Source organism: Streptomyces sp. NPDC001135, from assembly GCF_053598395.1.
The window spans coordinates 112,908-128,444 of record NZ_JBSFKD010000020.1 but is presented as its reverse complement, the minus strand read 5'-3'; the positions used below and the strand labels follow the sequence as shown (position 1 = coordinate 128,444).

Genomic DNA, 15,537 nt, shown 5'->3' with positions numbered 1-15,537 from the left:
CAGCCGCATTTCCGGGGGAACGCCATGCAGGTATGCCTGAACGGCCGCCGGTCCCCGGCGGACGGCGTCGCCGTGCCCATGGTCCCCGAAGACCTGGCCCGTTCCGCGGCGGAAGCCGTCACGGCCGGGGCCACCTCGGTCCACGTCCACCCGAAGACACCGTGCGGGCACGACAGCCTCTCCCCGCGGGTCCTCGCGCCGGCCTTGGAGGCGATCCGGGCGCGGGTGCCGGTACCGGTCGGGGTGACGACCGGCGCCTGGGCCGAGCCCGACCCGATGGCACGGCTCGCCCGGGTGCGCAGCTGGTCCGTGCTGCCGGACTTCGCCTCGGTCAACTGGCATGAGGCGGGCGCCGAAGCGGTCGCCGAGCAGCTGCTCGGCATGGGGGTGGGGGTCGAGGCGGGCATCTGGTCCGGCACGCAGGGGGCGGCCCGGTTCGCCTCCTCGCCGCTCGGGCCGGGGGTGCTGCGGGTGCTGGCCGAGGTGACCGACCCGGACCCGGCCACGGCCGAGGCATCGGCGCGGGCCCTGTTGGCGGAACTCGGCCCGGCGCACGGCCGTCCGGTCCTGCTGCACGGCGCGGAGGGCGGCACCTGGCCGGTGCTGCGGCTGGCCGGGCGACTGGGCCTTGCGACCCGTATCGGCCTGGAGGACACACTGCTGCTCCCGGACGGCCGGCCCGCCGCATCCCCCGCTCAGTTGGTGGCGGAAGGGTTGGTCCAGTACGGATCGTTCCAGCGCTCGTCGTAGGGCAGGCCGACAAGCCGGGCGCGGACCGCCAGATCCGTCTCGCCCCGGGCGCGCAACCGGCCGGGGGCGTGCCGGGCGAGCCAGGACTGCAGTTCGGCGACGACGGACGGCTGGTCGTCGTGGTACCACCAGGAGAACGGCCAGTCGTCGACGACCAGGCGGTACAGCCACTCGCCGGCACAGGACACGAGGTGGGCGTCGGCCACGGGGTGCGGGGTCCAGCGGTCGAGCAGCGGGCTGATGGTTCCGACGATCATGGCGCACGTCTCGAACACGTCGTGGACCGGATACGGCGGCTCGGGCGTCGTACGGACGTCGTCCCACCAGGCGTGGACGAACCTGTCGACGGCCGAGGCCTGTTCGGCCGGCCAGGCCCGCCAGTCCACCCGGCCGAGGCCGTGGAAGCCCCAGCCGATGTCCTCCAGGCTCCCGTCCGCCATGGCCCGGGCCGTCTGGGGAAGCAGGCGCCGCATCACCGCGGCGTGGTCCTCGAAGTGCAGGGGGTCCTTGAAGACGAACCGGCGCAGCAGATCCGCGGGCACGCGTGTGTACGGGGTGCGCAGCCAGGCCGTCTCCTCCGGGAGGAAGCAGTGCGCACAACCGGTCTCGTGGGGGCCGGCGAAGCCGTTGAAGACGGTGTCGATGTCCGCGAGGGCGGCGGCGAGTTCGGTCGTGGGCATGGGACTTCGGCCCCGTTCGGTACTCCGCGCGCGGTGTCGCCACCGGCCGAAGGGGGTGACCTTACCAGCACCAAATCCGCTCGCTCCACCGTGTTCCCGTCCGCACAGTGGAGCCGATGAAACCCAACCGATGACACGGGGAGTCCCATGTCCACCCTGCGGGTCACCGCCGAAGTGCTGACCGTCCACGAGCACCCGAACGCCGACGCGCTCGAGCTCGCCCAGGTCGGCCTGTACCGGGCCGTCGTCGCCAAGGGTGCGTACCGCACCGGTGAGGCCGCCGTCTACATCCCCGAGCAGTCCGTACTCCCGCCCGGGCTGATCGAGGAGCTGGGCCTGACCGGACGGCTCGCGGGCGGCGAGGCCAACCGGGTCAAGGCGGTGCGGCTGCGCGGCGAACTGTCGCAGGGCATCGTGTGCCGGCCGAAGGCGCTGGCGGACATCGACCTGAAGCGGGCGGCGTCCGAGGGAACGGACTTCGCGGAGCGGCTGGGCATCACCAAGTGGGTGCCGCCGATCCCGCCGACCATGAACGGCGAGGTGGAGTCGGCACCGGACCTGCTGCCCTGGGTCGACATCGAGAACGTCCAGCGCTACCCGGACATCTTCACACCGGGCGAGCCGGTCGTCCTGACGGAGAAACTGCACGGTTCGGCGTGCCTGCTGACGTATGCCGCCGACGAGGGACGGGTGTACGTGTCCTCCAAGGGCTTCGGCGCCAAGTCCCTCGCCCTGAAGGAGGATCCGCGCAACCTCTACTGGCGGGCGGTGCGCGGGCACGGGGTCGCCGAGGTGGCGGCGCGGCTGTGCGAGCGGCTGGGCGCGCGACGCGTCGGGATCTTCGGCGAGGTGTACGGCGCGGGGGTGCAGGACCTCTCCTACGGCGCGGACGGGCGGCGGGACACGCTCGGGTACGCGGCCTTCGACGTCTCGGCGGAGGTGGACGGTGCCGTGCGGTGGCTGGACGCGGCGCAGTGGCTGGGGGGCGAGCTGCCGGTGGTGCCCGAGCTGTACACGGGGCCGTACGACATCGACCGGGTACGGGAGTTCGCGAGCGGCCGGGAGACGGTGTCCGGGCGGGGGCTGCATCTGCGGGAGGGGGTGGTGATACGGCCCTCCACGGAGCGGTACAGCGCGGTGACGGGGGGCCGGGCGATCGCCAAGGCGGTGAGCCCGGCGTACCTGACGCGCAAGGGCGGCACCGAGTACGAGTAGGGCGGCCCGCCCGGCTGAAGGGCGGCTATGCCCGGCTGAAGGGCGGCCGACGGCCGGCGGCCGAGCTCTGGCCGAGGTCGGTGCCGGTGGAGTCGGCCGCCGTGCAACCCGCCGAGGCGGGCGACTTCACCACCCGGCCGGGCTCAACGCCCTTCGGCCAGCAGCCGGGAACCGGTGAGGCGTTCACCGAACACGTCGTCCGGGTTGGACAGGACGCAGTTCTCCAGGGACAGGCATCCGCAGCCGATGCAGTCGGTCAGGTGGTCGCGCAGACGGTTCAGCTGCTTGATGCGTTCGTCGAGCTCCGAGCGCCACTTCTCCGACAGCCGCGCCCAGTCCTCCCGGGTCGGCGTCCGTTCCTCGGGAAGCTCCGCCAGGGCGTCCCGGATCGTGGCCAGCGGGATGCCGACCCGTTGCGCCGCGCGGACGAAGGCGACCCGGCGCAGGGTGTCACGGTGGTAGCGGCGCTGGTTGCCGGATGTGCGGCGGCTGCTGATCAGGCCCTTGGACTCGTAGAAGTGCAACGCGGAGACAGCGGCGCCGCTGCGCGCGGACAACTGGCCGACGGTCAGTTCATGGATCTTCTCGGGAATCTGCGGCACTCCTCAGAGCCTAGCGGCCCGGCACCGCTCGCGGTCCGTTGACAGGCGCCCCGCACCCGAGCATGCTAAGCAGTCGCTTAGAGATGCGAGCGAGAGGCCGGGAACATGACAGAACCAAGGACCTTCACCTCCCCCGACGAGCTGCGGGCCGCCGTCGGCGAGCAACTGGGGTACACCGACTGGCTGGAGGTCGACCAGAAGCGCATCGACCTGTTCGCCGAGGCCACCGGTGACCACCAGTGGATCCACGTGGATCCGGAGAAGGCCGCCGCGGGGCCGTTCGGGACCACCATCGCGCACGGCTACCTGACCCTCTCGCTGCTCCCGCTCTTCGGCCCGCAGCTGATCCGGGTCGAGGGCGCGAAGATGGGCGTGAACTACGGCACGAACAAGGTCCGCTTCCCCTCCCCCGTCCCCGTCGGCTCCCGGCTGCGCGCCACCGCGAAGATCACCGGCGTCGAGGACGTCACCGGTGGTGTCCAGGTGGCCATCGCCTTCACCGTGGAGCGCGAGGGCGGCGACAAGCCGGTGTGCGTCGCGGAGTCGGTGTCCCGGTACTACGTGTAGGCAGGACGGACGGGCTGCTACTTCGCGCCCACCATCCGCAGGACCAGGTCGGCGTAGAGCGCGCCGACCTCCTCCGGGGTGCGCGGGCCGTTCACGGTGAACCAGCGGGCCACGTCGATGCACAGCGACAGCACGGCGAGCGTGGTGCCCTGGACGTCCAGCACGTCGAACTCGCCCGAGGCCACGCCGTCCTCGACGATCCCGCGCACCTCGGCGTCGACCTGGCGGCGCAGCGCGACGATCTCGGCGCGGGCCTCGGGGCCGAGCGCGTCGAGTTCGTACTGCACGACCCGCGCGGTGGTGCGCCGGCCCGCGTGCCAGCGGACGAAGGAGCTGACCGCGTCGGCCAGCCGCTCGGCCGCGGTGCCCTCCCGCCGCGAAGCCGTGCGCAGGATGTCGAGGGCCTTGTCGTGGCCGATCCGGCTGATCCGGTGGAGCAGCTCTTCCTTGGTCTTGTAGTGGATGTACAGCGCGGCCGGGCTCATGCCGGCGCGGCCCGCGATGTCGCGGGTCGTCGTCGCGTGGTAGCCGCGCTCGGCGAAGGCCTCCACGGCGGCGACGAGCAGCCGCCGGGCCGCGTCAGGGGTGACCTCTTCCCACGGCTCCACTTCGCCGCCGGTCGTCTCCTCCGCCGTACTCATCGTTCGCTCGCCCCTCTCGGTGACAGGAGGACCACCATACCGCCGACGGTGAGCGGGCGCTTAGTGCGGGCGCTCAGAGCTTGTCGAAGGGGTCGTGTTCGGCCAGCAGCTTCTCCAGGCGTGCCTGGTCGACACGGCTGACGATCTGCCCTGCCTCCTGGCGGTCACGGACGACCTTGGCGAGAGTGAAGGCGGAGGTGACGAGGTAGAGGACGGCGATGGCCAGGAAGGCCCGCACCCAGGCGTCGGCGTTCAGCCGGAAGATGCCGATGGCGGTGGCCGCCATGGCGACCGCGAACGAGGCGACGGCCTGGCCGTAGAAGGCCGCCGTGCTCTGCTGCTTGACCGGTGTGTCACTCATGACAGAGAGCATCGGCGGATGTGGCCCGCGCCACATCCGCCGGCGTACTCAGACGCGTACTCAGCCGGACACGTCCTCAGAACGCCGAAACCCCGGTCAGGGAACGCCCTATGAGCAGCTTCTGGATCTGGCTGGTGCCCTCGTAGAGGGTCATCACGCGGGCGTCACGCAGGAGCTTGCCGGCCGGGTACTCATCGATGTAGCCGTAGCCGCCGAAGACCTGCAGGGCGTTGTTGGCGGCACGGACGGCCGCCTCGGAGGCGAACAGCTTGGCCTTGGAGGACTCGACGGCGAACGGCTGCCCGCGGTCGATCAGGTCGGCGACCCGCCAGGTGAGCAGCCGGGCGGCGTCCACGTCGACGGCGATGTCGCTGATCAGCTCCTGCACCAGCTGGTGACGGGCGATCGGCTTGCCGAACTGCTCGCGCTCACCGGCGTACCGCACGGCCGCGTCCAGGGCCGCCTGGGCGATGCCGACGCAGCCCGCGGCCACCGACATCCGCCCCTTGGCCAGCGCGGACATGGCCACCGCGAAGCCCCTGCCCTCCTCCCCCAGCAGCGCCGAGGCCGGCACCCGGACGTCCTCCAGCACGAGTTCGGCGGTGGCCTGGCCGCGCAGGCCGAGCTTGCCGTGGACGGTGCGGCGGGTCAGGCCGGGGGTGTCGGTGGGCACGAGGAAGGCGGACACCCCCTTGTGGCCGGGGGCGTCGGTGGAACGCGCGAAGAGCAGGACGACGTCCGCCCATGTGCCGTTCGTGATGAACATCTTGGTGCCGTTGATGACGTAGTCGCCGCCGTCGCGTACGGCCCGGGTGGTGAGGTTGCCCGCGTCGGAGCCGGTGCCGGGCTCGGTGAGGCCGAAGCAGCCCACGTACTCGCCCGCGGTCAGTCCCGGCAGCCAGCGCCGCTTCTGCTCCTCGTCCCCCCAGGCGGCGACGGTCTTGGCGACGAGACCGAGGGAGACGGAGACGACGCCGCGCACGGACGAGTCCCCGCGCCCGAGTTCCTCCGTCACCAGGCAGTACGCGAGGTGGTCGCCGCCGGAGCCGCCGTACTCCTCGTCGACGGTCAGCCCGAGGAAACCGACCTCGCCGAGCTTCTTCACGATGCCCCGGTCGACCTCCTCGGCGCGGTCCCAGGTGATCACACGGGGGGTGATCTCGCGCTCCACGAAGTCCCGGGCGAGCTGCCGTACGGCGGCCTGCTCCTCGCTCAGCTCCAGGTTCACCACGCGATCACCCCACACAGACCGGATCCGACGATGGATCTTGAAAACCGTACATTTAAATTAGCACTGCTAGTTTCCAGTTCCAGCCCTACTATGTGCGCCATGGCCCGACCGCGCAAGCCCCTCCTCAGCACCGACCGGATCGTCGAGACGGCCCGGGAACTCGTGGACCGGGAGGGACTGGCGGCCGTCTCCACCCGCCGGCTCGCCGCCGAGCTGGGGGTGAGCGGCCCCTCGCTCTACAACCACTTCCGCACCAAGGACGAGATCCTTGAAGCGGTCGCCGACTCGGTGAGCGGCCTGGTGGACCTGTCGATGTTCGAGGACGGCCGCGAGTGGCGGACCGCGCTGCACGACTGGGCCGTCTCCTACCGGGCCGCCCTGCGCGACCACCCGAACATCGTCCCGGTGCTGGCCAGGGGGCCGGGACGGCGGCCGGCCGCACTGCGACTGGCCGACGCCGCGTACGGCGCGATGGTCGACGCGGGCTGGCCGCCGGCCCAGGCGACCTCCATCGGCGCGCTGATGCGGTACTTCATCATGGGCTCCGCGCTCGGCTCCTTCGCCGGGGGCTTCGTGGACGACGCGAGCGCGTACGACCCCGCCGACTATCCCCACCTCGGCCAGGCCCACCTGCTCGCCGAACAGCAGGAGAAGATCGACGAGCGGGCCTTCGAGACGGGGCTGACGGCGCTGCTGGACGGGCTGGCGCAGCAGTACGAGCAGGTGCGCCAGAGCGTGTGAGAACAATTCGGTGGGCACCGAAGTGTCGGTGCCGCATGCTGGCCGCATGACCACCACGGACCCCCTGGCGGCCGGCCTCGCCTCGCTGGCGGCCCTGGTCGCCGACGAGACCCGCGCCGCGTGTCTGCTCGCGCTGCTCGACGGGCGGGCCTGGACCGCCGGTGAACTGGCCCGGCATGCCGGGGTCGCCGCGTCGACGCTGAGCGAGCATCTGGGCAAGCTGGTGGCGGGCGGCCTCCTCGCGCAGGAACGGCAGGGGCGGCACCGGTACGTCCGGCTGGCCGACGCGCGCGTGGCGGGGCTCGTCGAGGATCTCGCCGCACAGGTGCGGGTGCCCGCGGCGGCCGTGCGGCCACGTTCCCTGCGCGAGTCGAGCGCCGGGGCCGCGATGGCACGGGGCCGTACCTGTTACGACCATCTCGCCGGGCGGCTCGGGATCGCGGTCACGGAGGCCCTGACCCGGCGGGGGCTGCTGCGGCAGGACACGGGGTTCGCGCTCACGGACGCGGGGGTGGAGTGGTTCGCCGCGGCGGGTATGGCGCTCGATGTCCCGAGCAGACGTCCGCTGGCCCGTGCGTGCCTCGACTGGACCGAGCGGCGTCCGCACCTCGCGGGGGCGGCGGGGGCCGCGCTGTGCCGGCATGCGCTGGACGCGGGGTGGTGTGTGCGGATCGGTTCGGCGCGGGCCGTGAAGGTGACTCCGTCCGGGGAGCGGGAGCTCGCGGCGCTGTTGGGTATCGCGCCGGGTTCGCTGCGGTGAGGTCCGGCCACGGGGACGGGGGGTTCCGTCGTGTGCCGCGCGCGGGTCCGTTCTGGTTGCTCGCGCCGTCCCCGCGCCCCCCCCTTCGGGGCCCCCGTCCGATGTCCGCCAGCCGTTACCGGCCTCTCCACCTAGTCTCGGGAGCATGATGAACGCCACCCCTCGCCACCACCTGTTGCCCGCCGGCGCAGCCGTCGTCAGCGTCGTCCTGTGGGCGTCGGCCTTCGTGGCGATCCGCAGTGCGGGGCAGGAGTACTCCCCCGGCGCGCTGGCCCTGGGCCGGCTCGCGTCGGGCACCCTCGCCCTGGGAGTCATCTGGGCCATACGCCGGGAAGGACTGCCGCCCAGGGCCGCCTGGCGCGGGATCCTGCTGTCCGGGGTGCTGTGGTTCGGGTTCTACATGGTCGTCCTGAACTGGGGCGAACAGCAGGTGGACGCCGGCACCGCGGCCCTCGTCGTGAACGTCGGCCCGCTGCTGATCGCCCTGCTCGGCGCCCGCCTGCTCGGTGACCCGATGCCACCGCGGCTGCTGGCCGGGATGGCCGTGTCGTTCGCGGGCGCGGTGACCGTGGGCCTGTCGATGTCGGGCGGGGGCGGGTCCTCCGTGCTCGGTGTGGTGCTGTGTCTGCTCGCCGCGGTGGCGTACGCCGCCGGCGTCGTCGCGCAGAAGCCGGCCGTGGGGCACGCGAGTGCCCTGCAGGTGACGACCTTCGGGTGCCTGGTCGGCACAGTGGGCTGTGTGCCGTTCGCCGGGCAGTTGGCGCACGAGGTCGCCCACGCCTCCGTGCCGGCCACCCTGAACATGGTCTACCTGGGCGTCTTTCCGACCGCGCTCGCCTTCACGACCTGGGCCTACGCCCTCGCCCGCACCACCGCGAGCCGGATGGGCGCGACGACCTACGCCGTGCCCGCGCTGGTGGTGCTGATGTCGTGGGTGCTGCTCGGCGAGGTACCGGGGGTGCTCACGCTGGCCGGCGGTGTGCTGTGTCTCGCGGGCGTGGCGGTGTCCCGGTCCCGGGCACGCGGCGGCCGGACGGTCCGGGTCGCGGCCGGTGAGAAGCCGCGACCCGAGAAGGTCACCTGAGGCGCCGGAAGCCCCCCGGCTTCGGACGGCCGGCGTCAGAACACCACCAGCGCCCGGCCGCCCTTGCCCGCGAGCATGTTCTCGAAGGCCGCCGGGATGCCCTCCAGGGCGATCCGCTCCGTCACCAGCGCGGAGAGGTCCAGGCGGCCCTCCCGCACGTGCTCGGCGAGCACCGGGATGTCGCGGGCGGGGTCGGTGTTGCCGTAGACGCAGCCGGACAGGGTGCGGCCCCAGTGGAAGATCTCCAGCGCGTTGAACGTGACCTCCTGGTCCTTGCCGCCGATGCCGACGACCGTCGTACGGCCACCCCGGCGGGTGGAGTCCCAGGCCGCGCGGATCGACACCGCGCGGCCCACGCACTCGACCGAGACGTCGACGCCCTGCTTGCCGGTGAGGGCGCGGATCTCACGGGGGGTGTTCTCGGAGGCGAGGACGAAGTCGGTGGCACCGGCCGCGCGGGCCAGCTCCTCCTTCGCCGGGGAGACGTCGACCGCGACGATCCTGGACGCACCCGCGACGCGGGCCGACTGGAGGGTGGCGAGGCCGACTCCGCCCGCGCCGAAGACGGCCACCGTCTCACCCGGGCGGACCTTCGCCGAGTGGTGGACGGCGCCGTAGCCGGTGAGGACGGCGCAGCCGAGGAGGGCGGCGTCCACCAGCGGCACCCCCTGCGGCAGGGGCAGCGCGCAGGACGCGGAGACGACCGTCTCCTCGGCGAACGCGGCCACGTTGAGGCCGGGGTGCAGGTCGGTGCCGTCGGTGGTGCGGGCGTAGACCTCGGCGGCGCCGTTGAGGGCGTTCGCGCACAGCCAGACCTCGCCGAGCGAGCATGCGTGGCAACTCCCGCAGGACGGAGCCCAGTTGAGGACGACCGGGTCGCCTTCGGCGACGTGCGTGACGCCTTTGCCGACGGCCACGACCGTGCCGGCGCCCTCGTGGCCGAGGACGGCCGGGACCGGTACGCGCATGGTGCCGTCGGACAGGGACAGATCGGAGTGGCAGACACCAGCGGCGGCGAGGCGGACCCGGACCTGCCCGGGGCCCGGGTCGGGCAGGTCGATACCGGTGATCTCCAGCGGGGCTCCGACGGCGGGCAGGACGGCGGCTCGTACGGCCATGACTCGCGTACTTCCTTAGAACTGGAGGGACTTGGTCTGGAGGTACTCGGCGAGCCCGTGCACGCCGAGTTCCCGGCCGACCCCGGACTGCTTGTAGCCGCCGAAGGGGGCGAGGGGGTTGAACCGGCCACCGTTGATGTCGACCTGGCCGGTGTCCATACGGCGGGCGAAGGCCACCGCCTCGGCCTCGTCACCGGCCCAGACGGCGCCCGCGAGGCCGTACACCGTGCCGTTGGCGATGCGCAGGGCGTCCTCCTCGTCCTCGTAGCGGAGGATGGACAGGACCGGGCCGAAGATCTCCTCCTGGGCGATCGTCATCTCGGGCGTCACGTCGGCGAAGACGGTCGGAGTGATGAAGTAGCCCACCTCGCGCGGGGATTCGGGGCCGCCGGTGACCAGGCGGGCACCCTCGGCGATGCCCTTGTCGATGTAGCCGCGCACCCTCTCCTGCTGCTTGGCGCTCACCACGGGTCCGATGCGCTCGCCGTACTTGGCGGCGGCCGTCGCGGCCAGCTCGACGGCCTCGTCGTACTGGTCGCGGTGGACCAGCATGCGGGTCCAGGCGCTGCACGTCTGGCCGGAGTTGGACATCACGTTGGCGACCCCGACGTTCACCGCCTTGGCGAGGTCGGCGCTCGGCAGGATGACGCTGGCGGACTTGCCGCCGAGCTCGAGGGCCACCTTCTTGACGGCCGCGCCCGCCACCGCGCCGATCCGCCTGCCGACCGCCGTGGAGCCGGTGAAGGAGACCAGGTCCACGCCCGGGTGCTCGGCGAGGGCCTGGCCCGCCACCGGGCCGAGGCCGGTGACCAGGTTGAACACTCCGGCCGGCACGCCCGCCTCGTGCACCGCCTCGGCGAACAGCTGGGCGGTGAGCGGGGTGTCCTCGGCGGGCTTGAGGACGACCGTGCAGCCCGCGGCGAGTGCCGGGGCGACCTTGGCGACGATCTGGTGGAGGGGGTAGTTCCAGGGGGTGATCGCGCCGACCACACCGATCGGCTCGTGCAGGACGGTGGAGTTGCCGACCTTCTCCTCGAAGGAGTGGCCGGCGGCCAGTTCGGCGTAGGAGCCGGCGACCGCGATCGGCACGGCCGCGTGCACGGCCCGGGAGAACTGCGGCGGGGAGCCCAGCTCTTCGGTGACGGTCTCGGCGATCTCGTCCTTGCGGGCCACGAGGACGTCCCGGAGGGCGGTCAGGCGTGCGGCGCGCTCGGCCGGGGGCGTGGCCGCCCAGGCGGGAAGGGCGGCGCGGGCCGCGCGGACGGCGGTGTCGACGTCCAGGGGACCGCCCGCCGGGACCCGGGCGACGACCTGCTCGTCGGCCGGATTCACGACCTCGATGACGTCCGTGGCCTCGGCGGGGCGCCAGGCGCCGTCGATGTACAGGCCGTCGTGTGCCTTCATGCTGCTTCCTCCCGGCGGGTCCGCGTCGTCCGGGACTCAAACTAGCGGCGTTAGTTTTTCGGCGCCAGACGTACCAGGACATCATCGCCGGGGCGGCCGGCGCTCACACACCGGGCCGGGCGGCCCGTCGGTCACCCGGTCGCGGCCCGTCGGTCACTCGACGGCCGGGCGCGTCACTTGGCCGCGCTCAGGTGGGCGAAGACCACCACGTTGCTGGTGTAGCCGGTCCGCCGGCTGTAGAGGCCGCCGCAGGTCAGCACGCGCAGTTCCGGTCGCCCGGCCGGGCCGTAGACCTCCTTGTCCGGGAAGCCCGCCTTGTCGAAGACCTTCATCCGGTCCACGGTGTAGACGGCGGTACGGCCGTCGGCGCGCTTGACCTCGATGAGCTTGCAGGGTTTGACCTGGGCGAGCGCGGCGAAGACGGCCGGGCCGGTCATGGTGTCCCGGTGGCCGACGGCGATCGCGGTGCCGGGCTCGCCCGGTGTGGGGCCGCCCTCGTACCAGCCGACCAGCTTGGGCCTGTCCACCGGCGGAGTCTCCAACTGCCGTTCGCTGTCGAGCCGGAGGCCGGTGACCGGGGCGTCGACGCCCAGGGAGGGGATGCGGAAGGACGTCGGCCGGGACCGGGGCAGCGGCCGGGGCGGGGGCCCGGAAGGGGGCCTGCAGGATTCCTCCCCGCTCGCGCCTCCTGGGCCGGCGGCCGCCACCGCGTCCGGGTCGTCCGCCCGGCCAGGCCCGGCGTGCCCGCCCCACCAGCGGTTCCACGCCGTCACCAGGACGGTCACCAGCAGGGCCGTCCTGGCGAGGCGGTAGGCCCGGGTCCGGTACCAGGGCCTGCGTCTGCGCCTACGCGGCACCATCGGGCCGCCGGCGGACCAGCCGGACATACGCGACACCACTGACCGCGACCAGGCCCACGGCCGCCGCGGCGGCCAGCGGCGAGTATCCCGCGGCCGTGTCGATGAGACCGCCGCCGCCCGCGTGCACACCGCCCTTGGGCGGGTCGTGGTCGCCGCCCTGGCCCCAGCCGGGACCGTCCTGCTGGTGGTCCTGGTGGTCCTGGTGGTCCTGGTGGTCCTCGATCTGCCCGTTCGGACCGTGCGCCGGGTCGTTGTGCTCGTCGTGGCAGTTGACACGGAAGAGCTTCTCCTTGACGGCGCCCGCCGCGACCCAGGTGAGCCGGTACTGCCCGTCGGTCAGGCCGATCGGGTCGGTGTGCCCGGCGCCCTCGGCGAGCTGGATGATGCCGGTGACGGTGGACGCCGAGGGCAGCGGGGGCTGCGCCTGGATGATGTAGGCGATGTTGGGCAGGATGTCGAAGTTGACGGCGTCGAGGTAGAACCGGCAGACCACCGGGTCGTCCTTCGAGACCCCGTAGGGCACGCCCTCGCGGTGCACCCTGATGTCGCCGTTCGCCCCCTGGGCCACCGCGTTCGGCGCCGCTACCCAGGACGCGCCCGCCACGGCGAGGGCGGTGAGGACGATTGTGGCGCCCGCGCGGGAGCCGACGGCACGTGGGAGTGTCAGGCTGGGCATGCGCAATCCTCCGCGAGTTCAGACGATTTTCATACAAATCGCTCTTTCGTCTGAACTCTCCGTCATACGCACCGCCCTCCCGGGCAGCGACGCCCGGCGCGCCGTCAGATATCGCTCGTGCGGCGCAACACCGAGCGTTTCGGCCGCTCCCGCGCCGCTCCCCGGGCTCTTCGGGCCGCCCCGGCGACCGCGGTGCCACGCCCGAGGACAGCAACAGCAACCCGCCCAGCAGCACGAACGGCGCCGCCACCCCGGCCAGACGCGACCAGGCCCGCGGCGGCCGGGGCGGCCACCTGGCCGAGCCGGTTGCCGGTCGGCCGGAGCGCGAGCGCCGTGGGGCGGGCCTCCTCGGGTGCCGCCCGCACCACCGTCGTCATCGACAGCGACTGGCCCACGCCCAGGCAGAAACCGAGGACCGTGAGCATCGCGCCCAGGGCCCACACCGGCACCGGAGGAGCCACCCCGGCGCACACCGGCCGCCGCGAGCGCAAGCGGCTCGGCTTCTTGCCGTGTCGGTCACAGGCTTGGAGCGAGCTGGACGGGGACGCCGTTGAGGACCGCGTTGCCCGACAGCGGGTCGAGCAGGCTGCCGTCGAGGAGCTGGTTGACGTTGACTCCGGGGGCGGTGGCGGCGTGACCGAGGCGGGTGCCGGGGCGGTTGTGGCCCCAGCCGTGCGGCAGGCTGACGACCCCGGGTCGTACGGCGTCGGTGACCTCGGCGGGGGCCACCACCTCTCCCCCGGCGCCCTTGACGCGTACGTCCGCCCCGTCCCGGACACCGAGCCGGGCCGCGTCCTCGGGGTGGATGTGCAGGGTGCAGCGGTTGGAACCGCCGGTCAGGGCGGGCACGTTGTGCATCCAGCTGTTGTTGGAGCGAAGGTGGCGGCGGCCGACGAGGACCAGACCCTCGGGGCGCTCCCGGAGGGCCGCACGCAGCCGGGGCAGGTCGGCGGCGACCGGCTCGGGCAGCAGCTCCACCCTGCCGCTGCGGGTCTTCAGCGGCTGGGGCAGGCGGGGGCGCAGCGGGCCGAGGTCGATGCCGTGCGGGTGGGCGAGCAGCTCCGCCAGGCTCAGCCCGTCCGGTCGGGCGCCGAAGCCGTCGCCGTACGGGCCGAGGCGCAGCATCAGGTCCAGCCGCCGCTCGGGACCGGTCTCGCCGGTGAGCTGCCCGGCGAGTTCGCCCGGGTCGCGGCCGTACACCGGTGAGTGCTCATCCCTCACGGCCTTGCCGAGGGTCTGGTCGACGACCATGGCGTCGACGGCGGCCGGGTCGGCGCCGTGCATGCCGGTGGCCGCGAGGATCAGCCGGGCGAGGATCTCGCTCTCGGCCATGCGGCCGGGCTCCAGCGGGACGGCGGGGCGGGTGTAGCGGACCTGGTTGCGCACGGCGAGGGTGTTGAAGGCGAAGTCGTGGTGCGGGCTCTGGGAGGGCGGGGGCGGGGGCAGCACGACGTGGGCGTGGCGCGAGGTCTCGTTCAGGTACGGGTCGACGCTGACCATGAAGTCCAGGGATTCCAGGGCCTTGTCGAGGCGGTCGCCGTCGGGCGCGGAGAGCACCGGGTTGGCGGCCACGACGACCAGCGCGCGGACCGGCTCGCCCTCGTCGGTGACGGTGTCGATCTCCTCGGCGAGCGCGGAGAGCGGCAACTCGCCCTTGGCCTCGGGAAGTCGCCGGACCCGCGAGTGCCAGCGGCCCAGCGCGAAGCCGCGGCCGGGACCCGCCGGGCGGGGTGTCCTGTCGGTGGCGGCCTGCGGGAAGAGGGCGCCGCCGGGGCGGTCCAGATTGCCGGTGAGGATGTTGAGGACGTCCACCAGCCAGCTGGCCAGGGTGCCGTGCGGGACGGTGCAGCTGCCGATGCGGGCGTAGACGGCGGCGGTGGGGGCGGCGGCCAGTTCGCGGGCGAGGGTGCGGATGACCCCGGCCTCGACGTCACAGGCGCCGGCCACGGCTTCCGGGGTGAACTCCCCCAGGGCTTCCTGGAGTTCACCCAGGCCCTGGACGTGCGGGGCCAGGTGCGCGAGGTCGGCCAGGTCCTCCGCGAAGAGGGTGTGCGCCATCGCCGCGAGCAGCAGGGCGTCGGTGCCGGGGCGGATCGGCAGGTGCCGGTCGGCGAGCTTCGCGGTGCGGGTGCGGCGCGGGTCCACCACGGTCAGGTGTCCGCCGCGGGCCTTGAGCGCCTTGAGCTTGCCGGGGAAGTCGGGAGCGGTGCACAGGCTGCCGTTGGACTCCAGGGGGTTGGCGCCGATGAGGAGCAGGTGGTCGGTGTGGTCCAGGTCCGGCACGGGGATGGCGTTGGCGTCGCCGAAGAGCAGTCCGCTGGAGACGTGCTTGGGCATCTGGTCGACCGTGGAGGCGGTGAACAGGCTGCGGGTGCGCAGGCCGGCGAGGAGGACCGGCGGGTAGAGGGCGCCGGCCACGGTGTGCACGTTCGGGTTGCCGAGGACCACGCCGACGGAGTCCGGGCCGTACCCCTCCACGACCGGGCGCAGCCCCGCGGCGACCGCGTCGAAGGCCTCCTCCCAGGTGGCCTCGCGCAGCTCACCGTCGCGGCGGACGAGCGGGGTGCGCAGCCGGTCGGGGTCGGAGTCGACGGCCGCGAAGGAGGCGCCCTTGGGGCAGATGAACCCCTTGCTGAAGACGTCCTCGCGGTCCCCGCGGGCGCCGGTGACGCGGGTGCCCTCGATGCTGAGGGTCAGGCCGCAGGTGGCCTCGCACAGGGGGCATATGCGCAGGGCGGTGCGGGACACGGGTCCTCCCGGAGGGTCGGCGGCGGTGCCGGGCGAGCACGGACGGGCTCGGGGACGCGGCGGCTCCGGGCGAGCATACCGACCGGTATGCACGGAGGG

16 protein-coding genes and 1 pseudogene are annotated in these 15,537 nt (G+C 73.1%); 6 read left to right on the top strand and 11 right to left on the bottom strand.

What is annotated here, in order from left to right; translation table 11 throughout:
• Window positions 1-24: 24 nt before the first annotated feature.
• A complete protein-coding gene (locus ACWC94_RS24135; protein ID WP_450798975.1) occupies window positions 25-750 on the top strand; it encodes a 3-keto-5-aminohexanoate cleavage protein in 726 nt (241 codons plus the stop codon).
• On the opposite strand, the gene ACWC94_RS24130 is transcribed toward ACWC94_RS24135, so the two are convergent.
• Window positions 696-1,430 (bottom strand): hypothetical protein, encoded by a 735-nt coding sequence (locus ACWC94_RS24130; RefSeq protein ID WP_450798974.1) that lies wholly within the window; start codon window positions 1,428-1,430, stop codon window positions 696-698. The two genes, ACWC94_RS24135 and ACWC94_RS24130, sit on opposite strands and share 55 nt — an antisense overlap.
• Before the next feature lie 147 nt (window positions 1,431-1,577).
• Between ACWC94_RS24130 and ACWC94_RS24125 the strand changes: the two genes are divergently transcribed.
• The gene (locus ACWC94_RS24125; RefSeq protein ID WP_450798973.1) at window positions 1,578-2,645 is read left to right on the top strand and encodes an RNA ligase (ATP); all 1,068 of its coding nucleotides are present in this window, start codon (window positions 1,578-1,580) and stop codon (window positions 2,643-2,645) included.
• Window positions 2,646-2,788: 143 nt separating this feature from the next.
• On the opposite strand, the gene soxR is transcribed toward ACWC94_RS24125, so the two are convergent.
• Complete coding sequence (gene soxR, locus ACWC94_RS24120; protein WP_450798972.1) at window positions 2,789-3,247, bottom strand: redox-sensitive transcriptional activator SoxR; 459 nt, start codon at window positions 3,245-3,247, stop codon at window positions 2,789-2,791.
• 105 nt (window positions 3,248-3,352) lie between these two features.
• On the opposite strand from soxR, the gene ACWC94_RS24115 reads away from it, so the two are divergent.
• Window positions 3,353-3,814, top strand: coding sequence for a MaoC family dehydratase (locus ACWC94_RS24115; RefSeq protein ID WP_450798971.1), 462 nt, complete (start codon window positions 3,353-3,355; stop codon window positions 3,812-3,814).
• Between the two features lie 17 nt (window positions 3,815-3,831).
• Here ACWC94_RS24115 and ACWC94_RS24110 read toward each other — a convergent pair whose 3' ends face one another.
• The 3 genes from ACWC94_RS24110 to ACWC94_RS24100 all read right to left on the bottom strand — a co-directional run bounded on the left by ACWC94_RS24110 (window position 3,832) and on the right by ACWC94_RS24100 (window position 6,044).
• The gene (locus tag ACWC94_RS24110) at window positions 3,832-4,455 is read right to left on the bottom strand and encodes a TetR/AcrR family transcriptional regulator (protein ID WP_450798970.1); all 624 of its coding nucleotides are present in this window, start codon (window positions 4,453-4,455) and stop codon (window positions 3,832-3,834) included.
• 73 nt (window positions 4,456-4,528) lie between these two features.
• Complete coding sequence (locus ACWC94_RS24105) at window positions 4,529-4,816, bottom strand: YiaA/YiaB family inner membrane protein (RefSeq protein WP_450798969.1); 288 nt, start codon at window positions 4,814-4,816, stop codon at window positions 4,529-4,531.
• Window positions 4,817-4,892: 76 nt separating this feature from the next.
• Window positions 4,893-6,044: an acyl-CoA dehydrogenase family protein gene (locus ACWC94_RS24100; RefSeq protein ID WP_450799016.1), complete on the bottom strand. Its 1,152-nt coding sequence runs from the start codon at window positions 6,042-6,044 to the stop codon at window positions 4,893-4,895.
• A gap of 102 nt (window positions 6,045-6,146) precedes the next feature.
• On the opposite strand from ACWC94_RS24100, the gene ACWC94_RS24095 reads away from it, so the two are divergent.
• The 3 genes from ACWC94_RS24095 to ACWC94_RS24085 all read left to right on the top strand — a co-directional run bounded on the left by ACWC94_RS24095 (window position 6,147) and on the right by ACWC94_RS24085 (window position 8,632).
• Window positions 6,147-6,788 carry a TetR/AcrR family transcriptional regulator gene (locus ACWC94_RS24095; RefSeq protein WP_450798968.1) on the top strand — a complete coding sequence of 214 codons (642 nt, stop codon included), beginning with the start codon at window positions 6,147-6,149 and terminating at the stop codon, window positions 6,786-6,788.
• A 46-nt stretch (window positions 6,789-6,834) separates the two neighbouring features.
• On the top strand, window positions 6,835-7,548 hold the full coding sequence (locus ACWC94_RS24090; RefSeq protein WP_450798967.1) for an ArsR/SmtB family transcription factor: 714 nt from the start codon (window positions 6,835-6,837) through the stop codon (window positions 7,546-7,548).
• Between the two features lie 145 nt (window positions 7,549-7,693).
• Entirely contained in the window at window positions 7,694-8,632 is a 939-nt protein-coding gene (locus tag ACWC94_RS24085; protein WP_450798966.1) for a DMT family transporter, read from the top strand.
• A 35-nt stretch (window positions 8,633-8,667) separates the two neighbouring features.
• On the opposite strand, the gene ACWC94_RS24080 is transcribed toward ACWC94_RS24085, so the two are convergent.
• The 6 genes and pseudogenes from ACWC94_RS24080 to ACWC94_RS24055 form a co-directional block, all read right to left on the bottom strand.
• Window positions 8,668-9,750 carry a Zn-dependent alcohol dehydrogenase gene (locus ACWC94_RS24080; protein WP_450798965.1) on the bottom strand — a complete coding sequence of 361 codons (1,083 nt, stop codon included), beginning with the start codon at window positions 9,748-9,750 and terminating at the stop codon, window positions 8,668-8,670.
• A gap of 15 nt (window positions 9,751-9,765) precedes the next feature.
• Window positions 9,766-11,154 carry an aldehyde dehydrogenase family protein gene (locus ACWC94_RS24075; protein WP_450798964.1) on the bottom strand — a complete coding sequence of 463 codons (1,389 nt, stop codon included), beginning with the start codon at window positions 11,152-11,154 and terminating at the stop codon, window positions 9,766-9,768.
• 173 nt (window positions 11,155-11,327) lie between these two features.
• A complete protein-coding gene (locus tag ACWC94_RS24070; RefSeq protein ID WP_450799015.1) occupies window positions 11,328-12,014 on the bottom strand; it encodes a class F sortase in 687 nt (228 codons plus the stop codon).
• Complete coding sequence (locus ACWC94_RS24065; protein WP_450798963.1) at window positions 12,001-12,690, bottom strand: hypothetical protein; 690 nt, start codon at window positions 12,688-12,690, stop codon at window positions 12,001-12,003. Before ACWC94_RS24065 ends, ACWC94_RS24070 begins: the two co-directional genes overlap by 14 nt.
• A 104-nt stretch (window positions 12,691-12,794) precedes the next feature.
• A pseudogene (locus tag ACWC94_RS24060) lies at window positions 12,795-13,163 on the bottom strand (MFS transporter); the annotation flags it as partial.
• Window positions 13,164-13,206: 43 nt separating this feature from the next.
• Window positions 13,207-15,438 (bottom strand): molybdopterin oxidoreductase family protein, encoded by a 2,232-nt coding sequence (locus tag ACWC94_RS24055; protein WP_450798961.1) that lies wholly within the window; start codon window positions 15,436-15,438, stop codon window positions 13,207-13,209.
• Window positions 15,439-15,537: the final 99 nt, after the last annotated feature.